The organism is Roseospira navarrensis, from assembly GCF_009601025.1.
In the GTDB taxonomy this organism is placed as follows: domain Bacteria; phylum Pseudomonadota; class Alphaproteobacteria; order Rhodospirillales; family Rhodospirillaceae; genus Rhodospira; species Rhodospira navarrensis.
In genome coordinates, this window is record NZ_WIVE01000030.1 from 16091 (window position 1) to 41960 (window position 25870).

Sequence of the window (25870 nt, forward strand, 5' to 3'; positions counted from 1 at the left end):
GGAACGGCTCGTCTTGCGACAGGGGGCGCCGCGGGGTAGAGTGCTGGTGTCGTGTCAACATCTCGGGGTTCACCGCGAAGGCGGCACCTGATGTGGGGAGATGTCCGGGGTCGATTCGAGAGGCCCGGCTGAAACGGCGCAGTGTTCGCAAGCAGGGAAAGGCGATACCGATGACGATCCGGAAACGGCCCGCCGCGCTCGCCGTCCGTGCCCTGGTGGTGGCCGGTGTGGTTGCGCTCGCCGGATGCGCCGAAACGGCGGTGACCGTGAATGCCGCCAAGAGTGTGACGGACAGCCCGACGGATCCCTGGGCCGAGGGTCGCTACAAGGTCGGCACCGCCTACGAGATCGCGGGCCGCTGGTACACGCCGCGCGAGGACTATGAGTACGAGGAGGTCGGCATGGCCTCCTGGTACGGGCCGAAGTTCCACGGTCGGACGACCGCCAACGGCGAGCGCTTCGATCAGAACGCCTTGACGGCGGCTCACCGCACGCTGCCCATGCCCTCCATGGTCCGGGTGACCAACCTGGACAACGGTCGCACCGTGGATCTGCGCATCAACGACCGGGGGCCGTTCGCCAACGACCGCATCCTGGATGTGTCCAAGCAGGCGGCGGAGCTGCTGGGCTTCCGGCGCCAGGGCACCGCCCGGGTCCGGGTCATCATCCTGCCCGAGCAGAGCCTCGCCCTGCGCGAGGGCCGGGACCCGGCCGAGGTCCGGTCCGAGACCGTTCGGCTGGCGTCCACCCGACCGGCCGGAGCCTTCATCCCGACCGCGACCGAGGTCGCGCGGGCGCCGACTCATACCCCCGTGCCCGTGCCGCCACGTCGGGGGGGCGCGGCCCCGGCCGTCACGCTGGGGGCGACCGGCTGGTACGTGCAGGCCGGGGCGTTCAGCGACCTGGGCAACGCCCGCGAGGTGGCGGACCACCTCTCCCGCGTCGGACCGACGCGGATCACCTCTGTCCAGCGCAACGGCCGGACCCTGACGCGGGTGCGGGTGGGGCCCGTCACCGATGGCCGTCAGGCCGCCCGCCTGTTGCAGGCGGTTCAGGCCTCGGGGTATCCTGACGCCCGTCTCGTGGCCAACTGACCCCCGAACCGGGGGCCCCGCGCCTGGGGCCGTGTCCCATCAAGGCCGGCGCCGCGGGTCGGGCGGGTCCCGTCGTGCGCCGTCGTATCAGCAGGTCCACCATGTTCCGTTCAGACCGACGCGATTCCGATCAGGGGGTCGCCACGCTCCGTTCTTTCGCCCGGGCCTGCGCCGGGGCGGTCCTGCTCGGCGTTGCGCTTGTCCTGGTCGCGGCGCCCGCCGCCCGCGCCGCCGGCATCGAAACCACGGCGCGCGAAGCGCTGCTCGTGGACATCGACACCGGCACCGTGCTGCTGGAGAAGAACGCCACCACCCCCATGCCGCCGTCCTCCATGAGCAAGCTCATGACGGTGTTCATGGTGTTCGAACAGTTGAAGGCCGGCCGTCTGTCGCTGGACGACACGTTCACGGTCAGCAAGAACGCGTGGGAGAAGGGCGGGGCGGCCAGCGGCGGCTCGACCATGTTCCTGGACCCGAATTCGTCGGTCACGCTCGAAAACCTGCTGCGCGGCATCATCGTGCAGTCGGGCAACGACGCCTGCATCGTGGTCGCCGAACATCTGGCCGGGACGGAGCAGGCCTTTGCCGACGCCATGAACCGCCGCGCGCCGGAGATCGGGCTCGCCGACAGCACCTTCCGGAACTCCACCGGGCTGCCCCATCCCGAACACCTGATGACGGCGCGCGATCTGGCGACGCTGGCCGAGCGCATCATTCGGGATTTCCCGGAATACTATCCGTTCTATTCCGAAAAGGAATTCACCTACAACGGCATCACCCAGCACAACCGCAACCCGCTGCTCTACAAGAACATCGGGGCCGACGGTCTCAAGACCGGCCACACCTCGGTCGCGGGGTACGGTCTGACCGCCTCGGCCAAGCAGAACGGGCGGCGGCTGATTTTGGTGTTGAACGGCCTGGAAAGCACGCGGGCGCGGACCGAGGAGTCCGAGCGCCTGATGTCCTGGGGCTTCCGCACGTTCGAGAACGTGGCCATGTTCAAGCCGGGCGAGACCGTCACGGATGCCGAGGTCTGGCTGGGCCAGACGGAGACCGTGCCGCTGGTGCTGCCCGACGGACTGACGGTCACGCTGCCGCGCAACGCCCGACGGACCATGACCGTGACCGTGCGCTACGACGGCCCGATCCCGGCCCCCATCGCGCGGGGCGACGAGGTCGCCACCCTGTCCATCGAGGCTCCGGACATGCAGCCGCTCACCTTCCCCCTCCAGGCCGGCACCGACGTGGAGCGCATGGGCATGGTGAACCGCATGTTCGCGGCCCTGCAGCACATCGTGTTGGGTCTCGCGCTGCCCGAAACCGGCCTCGACGGCGAGCCGGAGGCGGCTGACGGCGCCAGCGGAGGGTAACGGATCCATGCGGCGCGGGCGGTTCATCACTCTGGAAGGCGGCGAGGGGGCCGGCAAGTCCACCCAGGCCCGGCGTCTGGCCACGGCCCTGCGCGGTCATGGCCTGGAGGTCATCGAGACCCGCGAGCCCGGCGGCGCGCCGGGCGCGGAGCATCTGCGCGCCGCCCTGTTCGAGGACCCCGCCGGCGACCGCTGGGACGCGGTCAGCGAGGCGCTCATTCTCGCGGCGGCCCGGCGCAACCACATCCGCCACACCATCCGGCCGGCGCTGGAACGCGGCGCGTGGGTGGTCTGCGATCGGTTCGCGGACTCGACGACGGCCTATCAGGGGTACGGCCACGGCGTTTCGCTGGAAACGCTGGAGATGCTGTATGATCTGGCCGCCGGGCCGTTCACGCCCGATCTCACGCTGATCCTGGATGTGCCGGCCCGCTTCGGCCTGTCCCGCGCGGCGGCGCGCGGGGTGGTCAATCGGTTCGAGGGCCTGGACCTGGGCTTCCACGAGCGGGTCCACCTGGGCTTTCACGAGATCGCGGCCATCGACCCCGAGCGATGCGCGCTGATCGACGCCATGGGGGACGAAGACACGGTGGCGGCCCGGGTGATGGCCACCATGGACGCCCGCATGGCCCAATGGACGGCGGACGCGGACGTGGTGGACGGCGCCGCGCCCGTGGACGGGTAGGGGAGGCGGCATGGCGCGGGCCCCTGCCCCGGACGCCGCCGCGGACGCGGTCCCGCCCCCGCGCGCCAATCCGGACCTGATCGGGCAGGCGGCGGCGGAAGCCGAAGTCCTGCGCGCCTGGACCGGCGGCCGCATGAGTCATGCCTGGCTGCTGACCGGCCCCAAAGGCATCGGAAAGGCCACGCTGGCGTATCGCATGGCGCGGTTCGTGCTCTCCCAGCCGGCGCCGGACGAGGCCGGCGGCACTCTATTCGGCGCTCCGCCGCCGCCGACCGATCTGGCCGTGCCGCCGTCGGATCCGGTGTTCCATCGCGTCCAGGCGGGCAGCCATGGCGACCTGCGGGTCATCGAACCGGGCTTTTCCGACGCCAAACAGGCCCAGCGCGACCTTGAAGCGGGCCGCGCCCCGCGTCGGCGCGGCGAAATCGTCGTGGACGACGTGCGCGGGCTGGGCCAGTTCCTGTCCCTGACGCCCGCCGAGGGCGGGTGGCGTGTGGTGGTCATCGACGCCGCCGACCAGATGAACCGGAACGCGGCCAATGCCGTGCTGAAGGTGCTGGAAGAGCCGCCCCGCCGGGCCATCCTGCTGCTGGTTGCGCACAATCCGGCCCGGTTGCCGGCCACCATTCCGTCCCGCTGCCGGCGGCTGCCGCTGCGCCCTCTGGCGCCGGCGGACATCACCACCCTGCTGGGCCGCCTCCGCCCCGACCTGACGGAGAGCGACCGGGCCACCCTCGCCGGGCTCGCCCGGGGCAGCATCGGGCGCGCCCTGACGCTGGCCCGCACCGGCGGGCTGGAGGTCTACGGCGAGTTGATCGACCTGCTGGGCCAGACCCCGCGCATGGATGTGGCCCGCTGCCACGCGCTCGGCGACCGTGTGGCGCGCGACGACGACACCTGGGCCCTGTTCCGCGATCTGCTGCCGGGCTGGCTGGCGGACATGGCCCGCCTGGGCGCGACGGGCAGGCCCCCGGGGGACGAAACGCCCTCCGGGGCCGCCATGGCCCGCCTCAGCCGGGCGGCGCCCCTTGATCGGTGGGTCGCGGTGTGGGAAAAGACCATCCACCTGCTGGGCCGGACCGAGGCCGTTCATCTGGATCGCAAACAGGCTGTGCTGGCGACCCTCCTGCTGATCGAGCGGGCCGCCGGTCGCGCCTGACTCCTCCCTCGCGCCGGTCCCGACAACCCTCTGTCCCGGAGCCGTTCCCATGTTGGGCCGCCCCCCGTTCTACATCACGACGCCGATCTATTACGTCAACGACAGCCCGCACATCGGGCATGCGTACACGACGCTCGCCTGCGATGTGATGGCGCGGTTCAAGCGGCTGGACGGCTTCGACGTCAAGTTCCTGACCGGCACCGACGAACACGGCCAGAAGGTGGAAAAGTCCGCGCAGGCCAAGGGGATGGACCCGCAGGCGTTCACCGACATGGTGTCGAAGAACTTCTTCGACCTGGCCGCCGCCCTGAACTTCTCCAACGACGACTTCATCCGCACGACCGAGGCGCGCCATACCCGCGCCTGCCAGAAGCTGTGGGACGAACTCATCAAGCGCGACGAGATCTACCTCGGCAGCTACGCCGGCTGGTACGCCGTGCGGGACGAGGCGTTCTACGGCGAGGACGAGCTTACGGAAGGCGCGGACGGCGTGCGCCGCGCCCCCAGCGGCGCCGAGGTGGAGTGGGTCGAGGAACCCAGCTACTTCTTCCGCCTGTCGCAGTGGGGCGACCGGCTGATGGACCTGTACGAGTCCCGGCCGGACTTCGTGGCCCCCGACAGCCGTCGCAACGAGGTGATGAGCTTCGTGCGGGGCGGCCTGACCGACCTGTCGGTGTCGCGCACGACGTTCTCGTGGGGCGTGCCGGTCCCGAACGACGATGCCCATATCATGTACGTCTGGCTGGACGCGCTGACCAACTACATCACCGCCGTCGGGTATCCTGAGACGGAAACGGGCCAGTACGCCACCCACTGGCCGGCCGACCTGCACATGGTCGGCAAGGACATCCTGCGCTTCCATGCGGTCTACTGGCCGGCGTTCCTGATGGCCGCCGGTCTGGAGCCGCCGAAGCGCGTGTTCGCGCACGGCTGGTGGACCAACGAGGGGCAGAAGATCTCCAAGTCCCTCGGCAACGTCATCGACCCCCTGGAGTTGGTGGAGAGTTACGGTCTCGATCAGGTGCGGTATTTCCTGATGCGCGAGGTGCCGTTCGGCAACGACGGCGACTTCTCCCACCGCGCCATGGTCGGCCGCATGAACGGAGAATTGGCCAACGATCTGGGCAACCTGGCCCAGCGCGTGCTGTCCATGATCGGCAAGAACTGCGGCGGGGCCGTGCCCACGCCGGGGGACCATTCGAACGAGGACGTCGCCCTGCTGGGGCAGGCGCACGGGCTGCTCGGTCAGGTCCGCGATGCCCTCGATCGCCAGGCCTTCCATGAGGCGCTGGAGGCCGTTTGGGTTGTGGTGCGCGCGGCCAATGCCTACGTGGACCATCAAGCGCCGTGGGCGTTGCGCAAGACCGACCCGGACCGCATGGCAACCGTGCTGTACGTGCTGGCCGAGACCATCCGCCATGTCGCCATTCTGATGCAGCCGGTGGTCCCGGACTCGGCGGCCCGGATGCTGGACCAGTTGGCGCTGGGTCCGGATGCGCGCGGGTTCGAGACCCTGGGCGAGGGCGGGGCGCTGGTGCCCGGCACGGCGCTGCCCAAGCCGCAGGGCATCTTCCCGCGATATGTGGAGCCTGACAAAGAGGCCTGACTCATGCTGGTGGACAGTCACTGTCATCTGGACTTCCCGGACCTTGCCGAGGACCTGGACGAGGTCGTGGCGCGCGCCCATCGGGCCGGCGTGGGGCACATGCTGACCATCTGCACCCACGTCACCCGGTTCGAGCGGGTGCTGGCGACCGCGCGCCGGTTCGACACGGTGGACTGCACCGTGGGCATTCATCCGCACGAGGCCGGCACCGAGCCGGAGACCGCGGCCGAGACCCTGATGGAGATGGCCCGCGATCCCAAGGTGGTGGGCTTCGGCGAGACCGGGCTGGACTTCTTCTACGAGCACAGCCCGCGCGAGGCCCAGGCGCGCAGCTTCCGGGAGCACATCCGGGCCGCCCGCGAGATGGGCCTGCCCGTGATCGTGCATACCCGCGACGCCGACCCCGAGACCATCCGGATCCTGGAGGAGGAGCAGGCGAAAGGCCCCTTCCCCGGGCTCATCCACTGCTTTAGCTCCGGCCCGGAACTCGCTGAAAAAGCGGTTGAAATGGGCATGATGATATCCGTTTCCGGGATCGCCACCTTCAAGAAGGCGGACGCGCTGCGCGACACGATCCGGGCCGTCCCCCTGGACCATCTGCTGGTCGAGACGGATGCGCCGTACCTGGCCCCCGTGCCCAAACGCGGCAAGCGCAACGAGCCGGCGTTCACCGTCCACACCGCCGCCGTGGTGGCCGAGGTCAAGGGTATGGCCCCGGCCGAACTGGCCGAGGCGACGACCGCCAACTTCTACCGCCTGTTCACCAAGGCCCGCCGCCCGGCCAGCATGGCGGCGGAGTAGCGCGTGTCCCTGACGATCACCATTCTCGGCAGCGGCGCCGCGCCCGGCGTGCCCAGCATCGCCAACGGCTGGGGCGCCTGCGATCCCGCCAACCCGCGCAACCGGCGCAGCCGCGCCTCGATCCTGGTCGCACCGGACGGGGAGTCCGAGGACGGGGCAGGGCAGGGCGGGCCGCCGGCGGTCCCCGACCCGATCCTGGTGGATACCAGCCCGGATCTCCGCGACCAGTTGCTGGTCGCCGGGGTCAACCGCCTGTCCGCCGTGCTCTACACCCATGCCCATGCCGACCACCTGCATGGTCTGGACGACCTGCGCGAGGTCAATCGCGCCATGTTCGGGCCGCTGGACATCTTCGCCGACGAAAACACCCTGGCCGTGATCGCGGCGCGGTTTCCGTACGCCGTCGAGCCTCCGCCGCCGGAGCCGCGCTGGATCGGGCGGCCGCTCCTGGTGCCGCACCGGATCGACGGTCCGGTCTCCGTGGCCGGCCTGACCGTCACGCCGATCCCGCAGGATCACAAGGTCATGCCCACGCTGGGGTTCCGGTTCGGACCCGGGTTCGCGTACAGCACGGATGTCGTGACCATGGACGAGGCGGCGCTGGACGCCCTGACGGGGGTCCACACCTGGGTCGTCGGCTGCCTGTCCTGGAAGCCGCATCCCACCCATGCCCACGTGGACAAGGTTCTGGAGTGGGCCGAGCGGGTCCAGCCCCGGCGGCTGATCCTGACGCATCTGGGCATCGGTCTGGATTACGAGACCCTGCGCCGGGCGCTGCCGGCAGATGCCGAGCCGGCCTATGACGGCATGGTGCTGGACGTGCCCGCGACCGCGGCGGCGGGATCTACTAGTAGACATTCGTCCGAACGCACGGCCGCGTCCTGAACCGAACCGGACCAGGACGCCGCGGCGCCTCTCACCGCCAAATATTACTATTCATAATATACATTATGCGACAAACGGCACAGCAGGCCAGCCGCAACCCCTTGATGTCCCATCGGAAACACAGCGCCGCCCGGCCGGTCAGTTGACCGGCCGGATGTTGCCCTCGTCCAGGATTTCCCGCAGCGCCCGGGTGTCCTCAATCCGCTTCAGCCCGGCGTTGAACGCCTCGATCACGGGCCCGGGAACCCGCGCCCGCGAGAACCCAACCCGGAACTGCTGGTTCCGATGCGGCACCACGCCCAGAGCCGGCACGCTCTCGCCGACCTCCTCCATGGCCCGGGTGACGACGTGATAATTGCCGTACAGCGCCACGCGGTCCGTCGGTCGCAACCCGATCAGCCGGCGGATGAGCGACGTCAGGTCCGGGCCCAGAACCAGGGCGGTCTTGTCCAGAGTGCCGATGGTCGCTTCCAGGCGACGCGCCACATCCGACGGTCCCTTGGCCAACACGACGAACTCGGTCAGGTCGGCCACCCGATCAATGGACGTGTTCAGGGTGAAGAACGCCAGACGGCTGTCCACGATGGGGCGCGAGGCCCGCATGTAGGACCGAGAGTCCGCCGTGTCCTCAACCGGAAACACGGCGTCGCACGGGCCGCTCTCCAACTGGCTGCCGGGCCGCACCCAGGGCACCAGCGAGATGCGGCAGTCCAGGCCGCCCTCGCGGCAGGCGGCCATGACGGCGCGGGGCATCGGACCGCCTGCCCTGCCCTGCGGCATGAGCGCGCGCGCGGCCGGCATGCTCAGGGCCTGGAGGGCGTCCTCGGCCGTGGTCGGGCCCGCCGCCGGCTCCGGGGCGGCCACATCATCGGCCGGATCGTCGGGCGCGGACTCCGGCTCGGCGACGGCCGCCGCGTCGCCGGCCCCCGTCTGGACATCGGGCGTGGCGTCGGCGATCCGTGCGGGGGTCTCTTCGTCCGGCGCCTCGGCGTCGTTCGGCTGGACCACCGACGCGTCCATCCGCTGCCGGGTCATGGCGTTGGCCACGGCGATGCGCGCGATCCGCTTTTCCCACGGCGCGGGGGGCGGCAGCACCTCGGCCTCGGACGCCGGCGCCACCGCGAGCACCTCAAGGTCGGCGGCGGGGCCTCCGACGGCATCGCCGTCCGGGGAGGGGGTCTCATCACCCGCGGTCACGGCGGGCAGCGGCGGCACCGGGGGCGGCGCCACGGGCGCGGCGCTGTCCGCCGCGGGCCCGTCCGTGTCCCCGCCCCCCGATCCGTCCTCTTCGGCCAGCGCACCATCGGTCAGGGCGGGACCGGCGAACCCCAAAGCCAGCGCGTCGGGCTTCGGCCAGGGCGGGACCAGGGGCGGGATCGCCTCGACGAACGGCGACCATGGCGTGGTGCACAGGGTGATCGGGCGGGCGGGCGTGTCGTCCTCGCCGGCGGCGTCCACCGCGTCCGTCGCAGCCCGGGCGGGAGACACCGCCAGTCCGCCGGCCACCACAAGCACCGCCACGCCACGACCGCAACGGGGGACAAAGCCGCCCCGGTTCGATACCATTCCCTACCCTTTCCCGATCGCCGAACCGACCGAACCACAAGGCGCACACGCTCCATGGCCCATGCCGATTTCGTTCATCTCCGTGTCCACACGGCCTATTCCATGTCCGAGGGCGCGATCCAGGTCAAGGATCTGGTCCGCCTGTGCGCCGGCCAGGCCATGCCGGCGGTTGCCATCACCGACACGGGCAACCTGTTTGGGGCGCTTGAGTTTTCGGTGGGCTGCGCCGATGCCGGCGTGCAGCCGATCGTCGGCTGTCAGGTCGCGGTCCGGAACCCCGACGACCCCTCGGCGCGGCGGCGCGGGGTCGGCCCGCGCGATCTGCGCCGGCCCGACCCGGACTCGGTCGTGCTGCTGGCGCAGTCCGACGCGGGGCTGACCAACCTTCAGGCGCTGCTCAGCAAGGCGTTTCTGGAAACGCCGAGCGGCGAGAAGCCGCAGGTGGACGTGACGGACCTGGAGGCCCGCAATGCCGGCCTGATCCTGCTGACCGGCGGAGTCGGGGGCCCGGTCGGCCGCCTGCTGACCGAGGAACGCCCGGACGAGGCGGCCGCCATGCTGGCCCGGCTGGCGGCGGCCTTCGACGGCCGCTGCTACGTCGAGATCCAGCGCCACGGCATGGCCGCCGAAGACCGCATCGAGCCGGCGCTGATCGACCTTGCCTATGCCCAGGCCCTGCCGCTGGTCGCCACCAACGAACCGTTCTTCCCCAACCGGGCGATGTTCCAGGCCCATGACGTGCTCATCTGCATGTCGGAGAAGACCTTTGTGGATGAGCCGGACCGCCGCCGCCTGACGGCGGAGCACTATTTCAAGAGTGCCGCCGAGATGCGCGAGGTCTTCAAGGACCTGCCCGAAGCCTGCGACAACACGCTGGTGATCGCCCGGCGCTGCGCGGTCATGGCGGAACGGCGCAAGCCGATCCTGCCGCACGCCCACCAGGCCAGCGGCCGCACCGAGACCGAGGCGCTGCGCGATCTGGCGCACGACGGCCTGACCAAGCGCCTGCACAAGCACGTCTTCACCGAGAGCCAGAGCGACGCGGACCGCGAGGAGACCGCCCGCCCCTACCGCGAGCGGCTGGACTACGAGCTGGGCATCATCGAGTCCATGGGCTTTCCCGGCTACTTCCTGATCGTGGCCGACTTCATCCAGTGGGCCAAGGAGCACGACATCCCCGTCGGACCGGGGCGCGGCTCCGGCGCGGGCTCGGTCGTGGCCTGGGCGCTGACCATCACCGACCTGGACCCCATCCGCTTCAACCTGCTGTTCGAGCGCTTCCTGAACCCCGAGCGCGTGTCCATGCCGGACTTCGATATCGACTTCTGCCAGGACCGCCGGGCCGAGGTGATCCACTACGTCCAGGGGGTCTACGGCGGCGACAAGGTGGCGCAGATCATCACCTTCGGAAAGCTGCAGGCCCGCGCCGTGCTGCGCTCGGTCGGCCGGGTGCTGCAGATGCCGCTCGGGTTCGTGGACAAGATCTGCAAGATGGTCCCCAACAACCCGGCCAAGCCGGTCACCCTGCCCGAGGCCATCAAGGGTGAGCCCCGCCTGCAGGAACTGCAGCGCGAGAACGAGCAGGTGGCCCGCATGCTCGACATCGGCGTCAAGCTGGAGGGGCTGTACAGCCATGCCTCCACCCACGCCGCCGGCGTGGTGATCGGCGACCGGCCGCTGTCGGAGCTGGTGGCGCTCTACCGCGATCCCAACGCGGACATGCCGGTGACCCAGTACAACATGAAATGGGTCGAACAGGCCGGCCTGGTGAAGTTCGATTTCCTGGGCCTGAAAACGCTCACCGTGCTCGATACGGCGGTCAAGCTGCTGCGGCCACGCGAGATCACCGTGGACCTGTCCGCCCTGCCCCTGGATGACCGCCCCAGCTACGACATGCTCGGCCGCGGTGAGACCGCCGGCGTGTTCCAGTTGGAAAGTACGGGCATGCGCGACGTGCTGCGCAACCTGAAGCCGGACACGCTGGAAGACATCATCGCCGTCGTGGCCCTCTACCGGCCCGGCCCGATGGACAACATCCCCAGCTACATCAAGCGCAAGCAGGGCGAAGAGCCCGTGCACTTCATGCATGAGAAGCTGGAGCCGATCCTGCGCGAGACCTACGGCATCATGATCTATCAGGAACAGGTGATGCAGGCCGCGCAGGTCCTGGCCGGCTACACCCTGGGCGGGGCCGACCTGCTGCGCCGCGCCATGGGCAAGAAGATCCAGGCCGAGATGGACAAGCAGAGGTCCATGTTCTGCGAGGGCGCGGAGGCGCAGGGCATTCCGGCCAGCAAGGCCAGCGAGATCTTCGACCAGATCGCCAAGTTCGCGGGCTACGGCTTCAACAAGTCGCACGCCGCCGCCTATGCCCTGGTGGCCTATCAGACGGCGTTCATGAAGGCCAACTACCCGGTCGAGTTCATGGCCGCGACCATGACCTATGACATGCACAACACCGACAAGCTGGGCGCCTTCAAGGTCGAGTTGCAGCGCCTGGGCATCGCCCTGCTGGGACCGGACATCAACCGATCCGAGGTGGCGTTCTCGGTCGAGGACGGCGCCGTGCGCTACGCCCTGGCGGGCATCAAGAACGTGGGCGAGGCCGCCATGGCGGCCGTGGTGGCGGAGCGCCGCCAGAACGGGCCGTTCAGGGACCTGAGCGACTTCGCTCGCCGCCTGGACACCCGCGCCGTCAACAAGCGGCTGCTGGAAAACCTGGTCAAGGCCGGCGCCTTCGACAGCCTGGAGCCCAACCGGGCGCGCGTGTTCGGGGCCATCGACACCATCATGCGCCACGCGCAGAGCGCGGCGGAGGAACGCACCTCCAACCAGGTCAACCTGTTCGGCGGCGAGGACCGGGCCCCTGCCCTGCCCCTGCCGATGTGTTCGGACTGGAACTCCATGGATCGATTGGCCAAGGAGCGCGAGGCGATCGGCTTCTACCTCTCGGCCCATCCCCTGGACAGCTACGGCACCAGCCTGGAACGGCTGAGCGTGGTGCCGCTGTCCGCCCTCGCCCGCCATGTGCGGCGGGGCGAGAGCCGGGGCGCGATCCGGATCGCGGTCATCGCCGGCGCCAAAAAGGAGCGCACGGGCAAGACCGGCAAGCGCTATGCCTTCGTGGAACTGTCCGACGCCACGGCGACCTTGGAAGCGGTCGTGTTCTCCGAGGTCCTGAACACCGCCCGCGACCTGCTGGAGTCCCAGAAACCCCTGCTGGTGAGCGTGGATGCCCGCGTCGAAGGCGAAGGCGACGACGTGCGGCTGATGGTCCAGGCGGTGGAGAGTCTGGACGTCGCCGCGGCGAAGACGGTGGCGCAGCTCAAGGTCTATGTGGGCGAGGCCGGTCCCCTCGCCCGGGTCAAGGAGATCCTGGCCGGCGACCCGCCCGGCCAGAAGAAGGTGTTCGTGGTGCCGCGCAGTCCCGACCGGGACGTGGAGGTGGAACTGGGCCGCCGCCACCGCCTGACGGCCGAAACCATCATGGCCCTGCGCGGCGTGCCCGGCGTGCTGGATGTGCGGGAGGTGTGATATCGATCAATTCATCTAGAATTTATGACGTATCTTGATTGCGCTTGCCGCATGTATTTTTGAGAAGAAGGCCGTATTATCAACATAATGTTCAAAGCCGTTTAATCACTGCGGCGCACTATCAATTAAGCTCTTCAAGTGCTCTATTAGGGTGGGAATGAGATTTGATGTGACAATGATGACAGAAACAAATACCCCAACAAACCATACTGTGAGACCAGGCCAAAAAGTAGCCCACGGGTTAGTTTTTTTAACGACCGTGTTTAAAATGTGATCAGAATGAATCTGTATCTGATCCGAAATATTTTGAACCTGAAGATCGTATCCTGCCGCGAGGAGCCGGTCCCGCTCTTGCTCAACTCGGCCGTCACCATACTCCTGAAGTAAATTATTCGCAGAGTCCATGAGTGTATCAATGTAAGGCTGAACAAGTAGCTTGTGATGATCGCGGATGGCGACCTCATCCGGACAACAGTCTATAATCCAAGCCCGTTTATGTCGTTTATAAAGGGCATACGCCACCAATCCGACGAGATCATTTCCCTCGCCAGCTAATTTTTCAAAAGCTGTACTATATTTTTCTTGTCCGTTTTGGTCTTTAGTAGACATAAGCGCCATCACGCCCTTTATTCGCCTCTCATATTCCTCAGAAACGAATTGGCTTGTCTCAGAGCCGCCTGATGCGCTCGCTTGCGCTGTGCGAGAGAGTTATGAGTGACGTATTCATCATCGACAGAGAGACCCCTGCTCCGCCCGCGCAATTTTTCGGCGCTGATATCGTGGGCTTCAGACGCATCCCCAGCGACGTGCGCTTTCGAAACGTACTTTGCGAAGTCGCGCGCCGTCCGAATCGGCACAAACGTGACAACCTTGTCCTTCATTCGAATCGACTCCTCGAAAAGAGACTATTTGAATGTAGTTTAACTTGCACAGTTTGTCAGCGGTTGGCGACGACAGGGCCCAAGATTTCATAAGGAACCGAAGTTGTCGGGGGCTGTAGCTTCGCATGAGCGTCGACATGCTGGGTCCGCAAGGCGGGCCGGTGACACCGGCCCGCCCGCCCACGAGTTACCCGTTCTCCAGCAAGGTCTTGCGGCGTTCCACGACCTGATCGGCCTCGCGGCCGCTCAGTTCCTGCAGGTGGTCGAATTCCCACGAGAACGTGCCCACACCCATGGTGGCGGAGCGCAATTCCACGATCAGGTCGTGGATCTCCGACTGCGGCAGCATGCCATGGACCACGTCCCAGCCGTCCCAGCCTTCCTTCTGGTCGAAGCCCAGGATCTGGCCACGCCGGGTGGACAGGGCGCGCTGGGCGCGGCTGGTGGCGTCGTTGGGCACGCTGATCTCGACCTTCAGGATCGGTTCCAGAAGCACCGGCTGACAGTCCGGCATGCCTTCGCGCATGGCCAACTGGGCAGCAGTCTTGAACGCCTGCTCCGAGCTGTCCACGGTGTGGTAGGAGCCATCGTACAGCGTCACCTCGAAGTCCACGACCGGGAAGCCGAGCGGCCCCTGCCGGGCCCATTCCTTGACCCCCTGCTCGACGGCCGGGATGTACTGGCGCGGCACCACGCCGCCGGTGATCTTGTCGTGGAAGGCGAAGCCGGCGCCGCGCGACAGCGGCCCGATCTCGATGTGCACGTCGCCGAACTGGCCGTGGCCGCCGGTCTGGCGCTTGAAGCGGCCCTGCTTCTTGGTGCTTTTCTTGATGGTTTCCTGATAGGGCACCAGCGGCTTCTCGGAGGCCACCTCGACGTTGTACTGGCGGGCGAGGCGCGCGAGGGCGACCTGCAGGTGGATGTCCCCCTGCCCCCACAACAGCAGCTCGTTGGTCTCGCTGTTCTGCTCGACCCGCAGGCTCGGGTCCTCCTCGGCCAGCTTGGCCAGCGCGCCCGTCAGCTTGACGTCGTCGCCGTGCTTGGCCGGACGCACGGCAAGCGCGGCCAGCGGCGACATGGACGCGGGCCAGTCGGCTTCGCGGGCGCCCTTGGCGTCCAGCAGGGCCCCCGTGGTCACGGACTCAAGACGGCCCAGACCCGCCACCGAGCCGGCCTCGGCCGACGTGATCTTGGTCGGCTGACCCGGGTTGGTGAAGGCATAGAGGCCGTTGATCTTTTCCCCGCCCGCCTGGGTGCCGTCCTTGACCGGGCCGCGCCAGACGCGGGCCAGCGACATCTTGCCGGTGTGGGCGGCATGCACGGTCTTGAACACCTGGACCAGGGGGCCGTCCTCGCCGGGGTCCACGAGCCGGCGGGCCATGGTCTCGTCCACCGACGGCGTCTCGTGACGCAGCGCCTTCAGCAGACGCACGACACCGTTGTCTTCCAGCGCGCCGCCGAAGAACACCGGGACCACGCGGTCGTCGGCCAGATCCTTGGCGAGGGTCTCGTACACCTCCTCCTTGGGCGGCACGACATCCTCAAGGAGTTCCTCCAGCATGTGGTCGTTGGTGTCGGCCAGGCTTTCCAGCAGCTCCTGTCGGGCCTCTTCCTCGCGGTCGCGCACGGTCTCGGGCATCTGGATCAGATCGGAGCGCTCGCCCGGCTTGTAGCGATAGGCGCGCTCGCTGACGAGGTCCACATAGCCGGTGACCTTGTCGCCCTCTCTGATCGGCACCTCGCGGAGCACCAGCGGGCGGTCGGACACGCTCTGCAGGGCCTCCATCAGCTCGCGCAGGCCCACCTGGGCGGTCTCGATCTTGTTGATGAAGATCATGTGCGGGATGCTGCGCTGATCCAGCAGCTTCATGACCGGCATGGCCATGCGCACGCGGGCGGGGTCCGGATCGACCACCACCACGGCCACGTCGGCGACCATGAGCGCGTCCACGGCGTCCTGACGGAACTCCACCGAGCCCGGGCAGTCCAGGAAGGCCCAGCGGTCGCCCAGATACTCGGTCTCGACCACGTTGACCTCGGTGGACATGGCGCGGTCGCGGGCCTCGGGGCTGGCGTCGCCGACCGTGTTCCGGTCCTCGATGCGCCCCTTCCTGTGGACCGTCCCGCAGGCCATCAGCAGGCTTTCCAGCAGGCTGGTCTTGCCGGACAGGTAGGGGCCGACGAGGGCGGCAACCCGGGGCGAGGCAACGCGGTCGGGCATAGGTCAGGTCCTCACTGAGCTTGGGTCAAGGAAGCGCTTGAAGGAAGCGCACGCACGGGCGGCCGGGGCCAGGGCCGGCGGCCGGCCAGACGGCCCCACGGGGCACCGGCGGCGCAACGGCCGATCCCGCATGGTCACCATGGATTTCGAGAGATTCAAGGACAAAGCGGCCCTGAAGACTGCGGCAGACTGCTGATGTTCGGGTAGCACGGGGCGGCGCGGTTCCTCAAGCTGTCCAAAGGAGGGCAGCCTGCTTCCAATGACGCAGTTTTCGGGATCGGCAGCGAACCGCGCCGGTCCTAGACCGATCCGCCTCGCAGCCGGTCCATGACCCGGCGGTCCCGTTTGGTGGGACGACCCGCGCCGGCCTCGCGCACCGGCGTGGGCGCCATGACGGGATCGCGCAGGCGTTCCGGCGGGTCCGTCTCTTCATAGAGCGCCTGGGCTTCGGGCGCCGGGCCCCGGCGCTCGCCCAGCGCCACCACGCGCAGCCGGCGGCGATACGGGCCAAGGATCAGTTCGAGCGCATCGCCCGGCCGCACGGTCGTGCTGGGTTTCGCGACGGTCGCTCCGTTCAGTTTCACATGCCCGCCGGTACACAGGTCCTGGGCCAGCCCCCGCGTCTTGCGGAAGCGGGCGAACCACAGCCACTTCTCGAGGCGTTGTCCGGCGTCGGGTTCGGTCATGCGCGCACCTTCTCGGCCAGCACGGCGAACGGCGAGTCCGAAGCCCGCGCCGCGCCCTTGGCGAGCCGTCGCCGCCGCTCCGCCGCCGTCTCGGCGCGGTCGTGGCCGGACGCGCGAGGCCGACGTCGGCCGGCGCGGAATCGCACCCCGCCGGCGTCATCCCGCCACGTGCGGTAGCCCAGGGCGCGGCACAGCGTTTCGGCCTCCTCCACCGACACGCCCAGCATGGAGCACAGGGCCGGCGGCAGGGCGGCGCCGCCCTGCCCTTCGCCGTGCTCCGCCCGCGCGGCATCCCGCTGCGCTTGACGCAGCGCGGCTGTGAACCGTTCCAGCATGTCGGCGCGCACGGCCCGGCCCGCCACCACGCGGAATCCAAGCACCCGGTGATAGGCGTCCAGGCGGTCGGCCTCGCCGCCCTGCCCCGCCGCATCGTCGGGCGCAACCGCGAACGACACGCGCCCCCGTGGTGGCGGCGCCGGGGCAGTCTCGCCCCGCGCGGTCGCCCACAACAGCGCGCGCAGCCGTTGGGAGTCGGGCTTGAGCAGCGGCGGCATGAACACGCTCTCCACGCCGATGCGCACGTCCAGCCGCGCCAGCACCTTCCGGTCCGCCGGGGTCAGGCGGGCGATCTGATCCTGGACGGCGGCGCGGGGCAGCGTGCCCAGGGCCTCGCCGATCTGATAGGCGAGGCCGCGTCCGGCGCCGGACAGCCCGTGGTCGGCGCGCAGGGCCAGCAGGGCGGCCAGATCGCGCGCCACCAGCCGGTCCAGCCAAGCGGAGAGCCGGTCCCGCACCCGCCGCGCCCGCTCGCCCGACAGCAGGTCGTTCACCGGCAGGTCCACGGCGGGCCGCAGGCAGTCCGGACCGCGGCCGAGACGCGCCACCGCCGCGCCGTCCCATTGCACCGTGCCGTCATCGGCGAGTGAAATCACCGCGTCGTCGGCCGTTTCCAGTGCGACCAGACGCCGGCCGATCTCGCCGTGCAGGGCCTTCAAAGCGGCGTTCAGCACAGCCTTGTCGCCCCGCCCGCGCCCGCCGCTGACCGGCGTGAACACGAACCCGTCGAGCCGGCCCACATGATGGTCCTCGACGCGCACGGCGCCGTCGCGGTCCACCACCGCGATCAACGCCTCCCGGTCGTGAAGTTTGCGCATCAGCACCGCCGTGCGCCGATCGACGAAGCGCTGGGTCAGGCGCTCGTGCATGGCGTCCGACAGACGGTCCTCGATGGCGCGGGTGCGCTGGCGCCAGTGCTCGGCATCGCTGAGCCAGTCGTTCTGGTGCGCCACATAGGTCCAAACGCGGATGCTGGCGATGCGGTCCGTCAGGGCGTGAATGTCGCCGTCGGTGCTGTCCAGGCGCTTGATATGCCCGGCGATCCAGTCCGGCGGCAGCCGTCCGGCGCGGCCGGTCAGATGCTGGAAGATCTGGCCCTGCAGGCGGATGTGGGACTCCTCGTGGATCTTGCGGAAGTCCGGCACCCGGCAGACATCCCAGAGCAGCGCCACGGCCTCGCGGCCCCGCGCCCGCCGGCGCAGGTCCTCGTCCCGGGTCAGGGTCTCCAGAGCCACGTGGTCGGGGGCGTCCCGCGTCCGCCGGAGGACATCCAGCACGGGCGGCGCGTTCAGGCTGTTCAAAAGGGCCGCCACCGAGCCGAAGTCCAGCGCGCTGTTGCGCCACTGGATCTGGCGCACCGCCTGGAACTGATGGCCCTCGACCCGCTCCACCAGTTCGGTGGGCAGCGGCCCCACGTCGGCGGTGGCGCCGAAGGTGCCGTCGGTCATGTAGCGCCCGGCCCGGCCGGCGATCTGGGCCACCTCGGTGCTGCGAAGCGCGCGCTGGCGCGTGCCGTCGAACTTCTCCATGGCGGCGAAGGCCACATGGTCCACATCCATGTTCAGGCCCATGCCGATGGCGTCAGTGGCCACCAGATAGTCCACCTCGCCGCTCTGGTAGAGATCCACCTGCGCGTTGCGGGTGCGCGGGCTGAGCGCCCCCATCACCACCGCCGCCCCGCCCCGCTGGCGCCGCACCAACTCGGCGATGGCGTACACATCCGCCGCCGAAAACGCGACGATGGCGCTGCGCCGGGGCAAGCGGGTCAGCTTGCGCGGGCCGGTGTAGGTCAATTTGGAAAAGCGCGGCCGGGTTTCGAACAGGCAGTCCGGCAACAGCCGCCGCAGCAGCGGCTCCATGGTGGCCGCGCCCAGAAACACGGTCTCTTCGCGCCCGCGCGCGTGCAGCAGGCGATCCGTGAACACGTGCCCGCGGTCCGGATCGGCACAGAGCTGGATCTCGTCGATGGCCAGGAAGTCCACGGGCCGGCCGATGGGCATGCTCTCGACCGTGCAGAGGAAATACCGCGCGTTCGGCGGGATGATCTTTTCCTCGCCCGTGATGAGGGCGACGTGGTCCGGCCCCTTGGCGCGCACCACACGCTCGTAGTTCTCCCGCGCCAGCAGGCGCAGGGGGAACCCCATCATGCCCGACGGGTAGCCGAGCATCCGCTCGACCGCCAGGAATGTCTTGCCGGTGTTGGTCGGCCCGAGCGCCGCCCACACCCGCGCGCAGTCGGTCATGGGTGTCATGGCACCCCGGAGGATGGGGGGTCGGGACCGGAATGGCAAGGGGGCGGGCTGCCCGACCGACCCCGGCGCCGCGCATGGGCGGGCGCCGGAGCCGGTCGGGCTCGCGCGGACTCAGCTCACTTTGGTGCGGGCCATGTAGTCCTTCACCCGGCGTTCCATCGTGGCGAAGGCGTCACGCAGCGCGATGTTGATGTCCTCATGGGCCTTCGGCTCCTTGGGATCGCGCTTGACGACCAGATCGTCGCCGGGCACCGAGCAGGTGATGGAGACGTGGTACGGTTCTCCCTTGCGATGCAGATTGGAGACATTCTTGTGGTGCACCTCGATCACCACGCGGCACTTGGTGATCCGGTCGCAAAACTGCTCCAGCTTCTCCACTTTTTCCCGGACGCGCGCCTCGACGGCGTCGGAATGGTCCAGTCCATGGAAAGCGATTTGCAGCGGAGTCTGCATAGACGTCTCCTACTCGCCAAAAGGTTCACAGCCCACGAGCGAGGTGTCCGGGCGGACCGGACGGGGCGCCGGATGCGAAAGGGCGGTCCGTCCCCTCCCCGTCGAGCCGGAGACACGACCGTTGGCACGCATTCGGCGGGCCAGCCGTCCCTCCTTTCATCATCATGACCCATTTTTGACGGCGCGAACAGGGACCTCACGGCTCTGTCGCGAAGACTCGCATCGCGTCCGGGCTCCGGGCCGCCACGCGGGGTTGCGCGCGCCCCCGGCGTGGCCCATATCGCTTCGCCGAAGCGCCCCGCGCGAACGGTGGATGGTGCATTCCATCGCCCGCCGCCCCGGTTCAACCTCAAGACAGAACAGGGTTCCATCCCCATGACCGAAGAACGGCTTTCCTTCCAGGCCGAAGTCGCCAAGCTGCTGGATATCGTCGTCCACTCGCTGTACTCGGATCGCCGCATCTTCCTGCGCGAGCTGATCTCCAACGCCTCTGACGCCTGCGACAAGCTGCGCTACGAGGCCCTGACCGACCCGTCCCTGCGCGAGGGCGCGGGCGAGTTCCGCATCACGCTCAGGGTCGATGCCGACGCCAAGACCATCGAGATCGCCGACAACGGCATCGGCATGACCCGGGACGACCTGATCGACAACCTGGGCACCATCGCCCGATCGGGCACCGAGTCCTTCGTCAAGCAACTCCAGGCGGCCGGCAAGACGGGTGACGCGAACCAGATCGGCCAGTTCGGCGTCGGGTTCTATTCGTCGTTCATGGTGGCCGGGCACGTCGAGGTCTACACCCGCCGCGCCGGCGACACCCAGGGCTGGCACTGGACGAGCGACGGTGGCGGCGAGTTCACCATCGGGGAGGCCGAGGTGTCGGCGCCCGGCACGCGGATCGTGCTGCACCTACGCGACGACGCCGCCGAGTTCCTGGAGCCCTGGCGCCTCAAGTCCACCATCAAGACCTACTCCGACCACATCGCCATCCCGGTGGTGCTGCTGGGCACGGAGGAGCAGGACGGCGAGACCAAGGACACGGAGGAGACTCTCAACGAGGCCTCCGCACTGTGGACCCGGCCCCGCTCGGAGATCACCGACGAGCAGTACACGGAATTCTATCGGCACACCGCCCATGCCTTTGACGAGCCGTGGCACACCGTGCATTTCAAGGCCGAAGGCGCCATCGAATACACCGGCCTGCTGTTCATCCCCAGCCAGAAGCCGTTCGACCTGTTCCAGCCCGAGCGCAAGACGCACGTCAAGCTGTACGTGAACCGGGTGTTCATCACGGAAGAAGCGCCCGACGTGCTGCCGTCCTACCTGCGCTTCATGCGCGGCATCGTGGATTCCAGCGATCTGCCGCTGAACGTCAGCCGCGAGATGCTCCAGCACAACCCGGTGCTGCGCAAAATCCAGAACGGTCTGGTCAAGCGCATCCTGGGTGACCTGAAGAAGCGGGCCGAGAATGCCGACGAGTATGCCACGTTCTGGGAAACCTTCGGCGCCGTGCTGAAGGAAGGCGTCTACGAGGACCAGGACCGGCGCATGGACGTGCTGGAGCTGGCCCGGTTCCGCTCCACCACCGCCGACGGGTGGGTCTCGCTGGCGGACTACGTGGCCCGCATGAAGACCGGGCAGGAGGCGATCTACTACATCACCGGCGACGATCCGGAGGTGCTGAAGCGCTCGCCGCAGCTTGAGGGCTTCCGCGCCAAGGGTGTCGAGGTGCTGCTGCTGACCGATCCGGTGGACGAGTTCTGGATCAACAGCGTGCCCACCTATCAGGACAAGCCGCTGAAGTCGGCCGCCAGCAGCGCCGAGGGCCTGGATGCGGTCGCCGACGCCGAGGACGAGGCCGACAAGACCGACGAGGAGAAGGCCCCGGCCGATCAGGTGGAGGCGCTGGCGAAGGCGCTTCAGGAGTCCCTGGGCGAGTCCGTCAAGGAGGTCCGTCCCTCCTCGCGCCTGAAGGAAAGCCCGGTGTGCCTCGTCGCCGAGGATGGCGGCATGAGCCTGCACCTGGAGCGCATGCTCAAGAACGCCGGGCAGTCCGGCATGGGCCTCGGCCCGGGGGCTGCGCGGATCCTGGAGATCAATCCGTCGCACCCGCTCATCAAGGGCATGGCGGCAAAGGCGGCCAATGGGGGCGCGGGCTCCGGCATGCTGGCGGACATGGGTCAGTTGCTGCTGGATCAGGCCCGCATCGTCGAGGGAGAGCCGCCGGCCGATCCGGTCGAGTTCGCGCGGCGCATGAGCAGCATCATGGCCGGGGCGCTCTGACCCCGACCCTCGGGCGTCGGTTGGCGGGCGGGATCACCCGGCGGCCGACGCCCGTCCCCTGCCCTCCCCCGACCCGCTGTCGTCGCGGGTGACCTCGGGGCCCCACTCCTCCACAAGGCGCTGCTGCTGCGCCTTCAGCTTCTCGATCCGGTGGGACGAGGTCATCTCCATCACGCTGGAGATGATGCGGGGTGTGGTCATGTACACCAGCCACCCGATCCCGGCCGCCCCGTAGATCAGCATCAGGGCGAACACATCGCTGATGACGGACGTAGCAAACTCCAGCGAGTGGTCCTCGAACCACAACTCGAACAGGCTGGGCGCCATGGCGGCGAAGTTCAGCCCGCCCACACACAGCCAGCCGCTGCGGCTGGCGGAGCGGTCCACCACCAGCGCCACACCCGTGGGCAGCATGCAGACCACGAGCACCAGCACCGTGGGCAGGAACAGAAACAATCCGACGGCCAGCATGAGCACCACGCCGACCTTGAGGGCCATGCCCGATCCCATGTGCGTCGTCTCCTCGTCCGCCTTCCGATGATCTGCCGGCCGTTACAGTAAATATCCCGCCAGAACGATGGCGACCGTCACGATGGCGATGCCCACCGAACCCGTGGCGGCCGCCTTCTCGCCCATGCGTTCCGCATTTTCGTCGGCCCCGACCTGCCCGCTTTCCAGCGCCTTGATCTGGTGGTTGGCGGCGCTCCATTCGGCCCGGGCCCGCCGGTACTCGTCGAAATCCGATTTCCGCTCCTCGGCATCGTCCACGAAATTGTAGAGTTCCGGCAGACTGCCCTTGCGTACCAGCCGGGGGATCTCCCGTTCCAGCCAGCGACGCCGCTCGCGGCTCTGATAGCTGTTGATGATGGGTCCCATCAGGCCGCCGACCCAACTGCACAGGCCGTGCACGGCCTCCGGCCCCAGGCGCCATTGCAGCACGGCGAGCAGGCTGAGCATGCCCAGCGTGGAGCGCTTGGGATCGGACTCGTTCAGCGCCAGCAACTGGGGGCCGATCTCCTTCGGGAAGCGCGCCGCGACGAACGCGACCACGTGCCGATCGAGCGGATGGGTCTTGCTGTCCATGCGCGCGCCGAGCCGATCAAGGGCCGGCAGCACGTCGCGGATGGTCAGCACCAGGTCCTTCTCGAACAGCTTGCTCATGCACTGCTGACTTTCGTTCATCTCGTACAGGCAGCGTTCGAGTCCGGACCCCTTGTTGACCCCGTCGATGAGAAATTCCCGCAGCTCGCGGAAAGTGCCGTCCAGTTGCACGTATTCGGGCGAGAAATGATCCCGCACGCCCAGCCACATCTTGGGAATCTCGGCCAGAATCACTTCAGTAAAGGGCTTGGTGTCCTGACCGCGCGCGATGGCGGCGGACAGCACCCCGCCGAACCCATCCATGTGGGCGCGGAAGCCCCGGAAGCGGATCGGCGCGTCGGGGTCCATGACGATCAGCACGTTGGCCAGCGCCAGGTCGTTGATGCCGCCCCGGCTGTGCTGGCTGCCCGCCGCCGCGTTCCGGATGGCCATGGCCACCTGGTCGGCCAACTGGTTGTCCTCCAACCCGCGCCGCAACCAGATTTCCAGCTTGCCCTCCAGCACGATGGGGGCGGCCTTGTCCCAGTGCGTGGCCATCTCGTGGGCCAGATGGCGGGGACTCAGGAACTCCTGGTTCATGAACACGAAGGCCCGCTGCGCGCGCTTCAGCGGCTTGGCCTGCACGGGCGACATCCGGCGGCCGTTGAACCACAGATCAAGCTGTTCGAAGTCCCAGCGCTGTTCCTTGTCGTCGGCCAGCAGGCCGCGCAGCACCTCGATCATGTTCAGGGGCACGCGCTGGTCGCTGACCAGGGTCGCGTAGGATCCCTGGGTCAGCTTGCGCTTGACGATCTCGTCGTCGGCCACATCGATCAGCGGGTTGCGCCCGGTCAGCAGCATCACCGCACTGGCCCCCAGGGCATAGAAGTCGTCGGCCAGATTGCCGGCGCCCCGCCCTTCCGGCTGGCACATGCCGGACTCGATGGTCTCGCAGGCCACGGGCTGGTCGAGCGCGACCGGACCCGTCGCGCAATCGCCCAGAACGATGCGGCTTTCCGCCGCATCGGCGTAGAACAGGTTGGTGGGCCGCACGGCCCGGTGCATGACACCGTTGTTGTGCAGTTCCCCCAGCGCCATGACCAGCGGCCGCAGCAGGGTCTTGGCGAACTGCTGGTCCTGGTGGGCCTTGATGACGTCGCCCATGCGTCGCACGATCCGACGACCGGCCGGCTTTTCGTAAATCAGGGCGAGGCGGATGGCCTGCTGCGGAGGCCAGTCCACCGGCCCCCATTCCATCAGCGGCATCAGACCGGCGGCGCGCACCCCCTTGAGGTGCTTCATGATCATGACGCGGGCCGGCAGCGGCCCCGTCACCACCAGCGCGAACAGCGGGCGGCCGCGCTGGCGTCGGTCCTCGGCGGCGAAGGCGGTGGCGTTGGCCGTGTCCAGGTCGGGGATGGGGCTTTCGTAATAGATCGCGAACCGATCGCGCAGCATGGTGGTCTGGCCCGTCAGCGTGCCGGACGTGGCGCCGCTGTCGGCCTGCTTGCCGCTGTCGCTGCTCTGCGCTGTCAGTGCCATCCGTCCGCCGCCGTTCTGGCCGGGCCAACCACCCCTTCGTCCCCGTCACACGATACGACCTTGCGCACCGCCCCACAATCGCTCACGGTCGCGATCGACTGGATCAATCCGCGAAAGGATCGTGAACCAGGATGGTTTCCTCGCGATCCGGCCCGGTGGAGAGGATCGCCACCGGCGCTTCGATCAGCTCTTCCACCCGGCGGATGTACTTGATCGCGGTGGCCGGCAGGTCCGCCCAGGTGCGCGCCCCACGCGTGCTGTCGGCCCAGCCCTCCATGGTCTCGTAGACCGGGGTCACCCGCGCCTGCGCGTCCATGCCCGCCGGGAAGTGGTCCAGCACCTGCCCGTCGAGTTCATAGCCGACGCAAACGTTCAACTGGTCCATGCCGTCGAGCACGTCCAGCTTGGTCAGCACGATGCCGTCCACGCCGCCCACCTTGATGGCCTGGCGGACCATGACCGCATCGAACCAGCCGCAGCGCCGACGTCGGCCGGTCACGGTGCCGAATTCGCGGCCGCGCTCGCCCAGTCCCTCGCCGACGGAGTCGAACAGCTCGGTGGGAAACGGGCCGCTGCCGACGCGGGTGGTGTAAGCCTTGGTGATGCCCAGCACATAGGCGACCGCGCCCGGCCCCATGCCTGAGCCGGCGGCGGCCTGCCCGGAGACCGTGTTGGACGAGGTCACATAGGGATAGGTGCCGTGTTCCACGTCGAGCATCGCGCCTTGCGCGCCCTCGAACAGGATGCGCTTGCCGGCGCGGCGGGCCTCGTCCAGCACCCGCCAGACCGGCGCCACATAGGGCGCGAAGCGCGGCGCCAGCGCCTGCAGCGACTCGAACAGCTTTTCGCCGTCCAGCGGCGTCGCGCCCAGGCCCTTGCGCAGGGCGTTGTGATGGGTCATCAGCCGGTCGATCTTGAAGCGCAGCGTCTCCGGCTCGGCCAGATCGCAGACGCGCACGGCGCGGCGGGCCACCTTGTCCTCGTAGGCGGGGCCGATCCCGCGCCCCGTGGTGCCGATCCTGCCGCCCCCGGCGGCTTCCTCGCGGGCCCGGTCCAGTTCCCCGTGAATCGGCAGGATCAGGCAGGCATTGTCGGCGATGCGCAGGGTCTCGGGCGTGATGTCCACACCCTGGGCGCGCACGCGGTCGATCTCGTCAAACAGCGCCCACGGATCGATCACCACGCCGTTGCCGATGACGGACAGCTTGCCGCGCACCACGCCGGACGGCAGCAGGCTGAGCTTGTACACGGCATCGTTCACGACCAGCGTATGGCCCGCGTTGTGGCCGCCCTGGAACCGCACGACCACGTCCGCCCGCTCCGACAGCCAGTCCACCACCTTGCCTTTGCCTTCGTCGCCCCACTGGGCGCCGACCACGGCCACATTGGTCATGCCTTGCTCCGATTGATTGCTCGTCTGGGTGTGTCAGGTGTGACGG

General features: G+C 68.5%; 18 protein-coding genes. 9 read left to right on the forward strand and 9 right to left on the reverse strand.

The window, feature by feature from the left end; all coding sequences use genetic code 11:
- Positions 1 to 170: 170 nt before the first annotated feature.
- The 7 genes from GHC57_RS10645 (at position 171) to GHC57_RS10675 (ending at position 7600) form a co-directional block, all read left to right on the forward strand.
- Positions 171 to 1094, forward strand: coding sequence for a septal ring lytic transglycosylase RlpA family protein (locus GHC57_RS10645; protein ID WP_153343997.1), 924 nt, complete (start codon positions 171 to 173; stop codon positions 1092 to 1094).
- Between the two features lie 101 nt (positions 1095 to 1195).
- Positions 1196 to 2464, forward strand: a complete 1269-nt coding sequence (locus GHC57_RS10650) for a D-alanyl-D-alanine carboxypeptidase family protein (RefSeq protein WP_153343999.1) — start codon at positions 1196 to 1198, stop codon at positions 2462 to 2464.
- 7 nt (positions 2465 to 2471) lie between these two features.
- Positions 2472 to 3149 carry a dTMP kinase gene (tmk, locus tag GHC57_RS10655; protein ID WP_153344001.1) on the forward strand — a complete coding sequence of 226 codons (678 nt, stop codon included), beginning with the start codon at positions 2472 to 2474 and terminating at the stop codon, positions 3147 to 3149.
- Between the two features lie 10 nt (positions 3150 to 3159).
- Positions 3160 to 4308 (forward strand): DNA polymerase III subunit delta', encoded by a 1149-nt coding sequence (locus tag GHC57_RS10660; RefSeq protein ID WP_153344003.1) that lies wholly within the window; start codon positions 3160 to 3162, stop codon positions 4306 to 4308.
- Between the two features lie 49 nt (positions 4309 to 4357).
- Positions 4358 to 5914 (forward strand): methionine--tRNA ligase, encoded by a 1557-nt coding sequence (metG, locus tag GHC57_RS10665; RefSeq protein ID WP_153344005.1) that lies wholly within the window; start codon positions 4358 to 4360, stop codon positions 5912 to 5914.
- Positions 5915 to 5917: 3 nt separating this feature from the next.
- Entirely contained in the window at positions 5918 to 6715 is a 798-nt protein-coding gene (locus GHC57_RS10670) for a TatD family hydrolase (RefSeq protein ID WP_153344007.1), read from the forward strand.
- Positions 6716 to 6718: 3 nt separating this feature from the next.
- Positions 6719 to 7600 (forward strand): MBL fold metallo-hydrolase, encoded by an 882-nt coding sequence (locus GHC57_RS10675; RefSeq protein WP_343031156.1) that lies wholly within the window; start codon positions 6719 to 6721, stop codon positions 7598 to 7600.
- A 138-nt stretch (positions 7601 to 7738) separates the two neighbouring features.
- On the opposite strand, the gene GHC57_RS10680 is transcribed toward GHC57_RS10675, so the two are convergent.
- Positions 7739 to 9166 (reverse strand): hypothetical protein, encoded by a 1428-nt coding sequence (locus GHC57_RS10680; RefSeq protein ID WP_153344009.1) that lies wholly within the window; start codon positions 9164 to 9166, stop codon positions 7739 to 7741.
- Between the two features lie 54 nt (positions 9167 to 9220).
- Between GHC57_RS10680 and dnaE the strand changes: the two genes are divergently transcribed.
- Positions 9221 to 12700 (forward strand): DNA polymerase III subunit alpha, encoded by a 3480-nt coding sequence (gene dnaE / locus GHC57_RS10685; RefSeq protein WP_153344011.1) that lies wholly within the window; start codon positions 9221 to 9223, stop codon positions 12698 to 12700.
- 105 nt (positions 12701 to 12805) lie between these two features.
- Here the strand turns inward: dnaE and GHC57_RS10690 are convergent, their stop codons facing one another.
- The 5 genes from GHC57_RS10690 to GHC57_RS10710 form a co-directional block, all read right to left on the reverse strand.
- Complete coding sequence (locus tag GHC57_RS10690; protein WP_211369172.1) at positions 12806 to 13318, reverse strand: hypothetical protein; 513 nt, start codon at positions 13316 to 13318, stop codon at positions 12806 to 12808.
- 450 nt (positions 13319 to 13768) lie between these two features.
- The gene (locus GHC57_RS10695) at positions 13769 to 15802 is read right to left on the reverse strand and encodes an elongation factor G (RefSeq protein ID WP_153344015.1); all 2034 of its coding nucleotides are present in this window, start codon (positions 15800 to 15802) and stop codon (positions 13769 to 13771) included.
- 299 nt (positions 15803 to 16101) lie between these two features.
- Positions 16102 to 16488: an RNA-binding S4 domain-containing protein gene (locus GHC57_RS10700; RefSeq protein WP_153344017.1), complete on the reverse strand. Its 387-nt coding sequence runs from the start codon at positions 16486 to 16488 to the stop codon at positions 16102 to 16104.
- Entirely contained in the window at positions 16485 to 19067 is a 2583-nt protein-coding gene (locus GHC57_RS10705) for a helicase-related protein (protein ID WP_211369173.1), read from the reverse strand. The genes GHC57_RS10700 and GHC57_RS10705 overlap by 4 nt, the downstream gene beginning before the upstream one ends.
- Before the next feature lie 120 nt (positions 19068 to 19187).
- Positions 19188 to 19529: an HPF/RaiA family ribosome-associated protein gene (locus GHC57_RS10710; protein WP_153344021.1), complete on the reverse strand. Its 342-nt coding sequence runs from the start codon at positions 19527 to 19529 to the stop codon at positions 19188 to 19190.
- A gap of 375 nt (positions 19530 to 19904) precedes the next feature.
- Here GHC57_RS10710 and htpG point away from each other — a divergent pair, with 375 nt between their 5' ends.
- Complete coding sequence (htpG, locus tag GHC57_RS10715) at positions 19905 to 21809, forward strand: molecular chaperone HtpG (RefSeq protein ID WP_153344023.1); 1905 nt, start codon at positions 19905 to 19907, stop codon at positions 21807 to 21809.
- A 33-nt stretch (positions 21810 to 21842) separates the two neighbouring features.
- Here the strand turns inward: htpG and GHC57_RS10720 are convergent, their stop codons facing one another.
- The 3 genes from GHC57_RS10720 to GHC57_RS10730 all read right to left on the reverse strand — a co-directional run bounded on the left by GHC57_RS10720 (position 21843) and on the right by GHC57_RS10730 (position 25824).
- Positions 21843 to 22319: a hypothetical protein gene (locus GHC57_RS10720; protein WP_153344024.1), complete on the reverse strand. Its 477-nt coding sequence runs from the start codon at positions 22317 to 22319 to the stop codon at positions 21843 to 21845.
- A 42-nt stretch (positions 22320 to 22361) separates the two neighbouring features.
- Positions 22362 to 24431 (reverse strand): protein kinase family protein, encoded by a 2070-nt coding sequence (locus GHC57_RS10725; RefSeq protein ID WP_153344026.1) that lies wholly within the window; start codon positions 24429 to 24431, stop codon positions 22362 to 22364.
- A gap of 103 nt (positions 24432 to 24534) precedes the next feature.
- Positions 24535 to 25824 carry an adenylosuccinate synthase gene (locus GHC57_RS10730; protein WP_153344028.1) on the reverse strand — a complete coding sequence of 430 codons (1290 nt, stop codon included), beginning with the start codon at positions 25822 to 25824 and terminating at the stop codon, positions 24535 to 24537.
- Positions 25825 to 25870 lie beyond the last annotated feature (46 nt).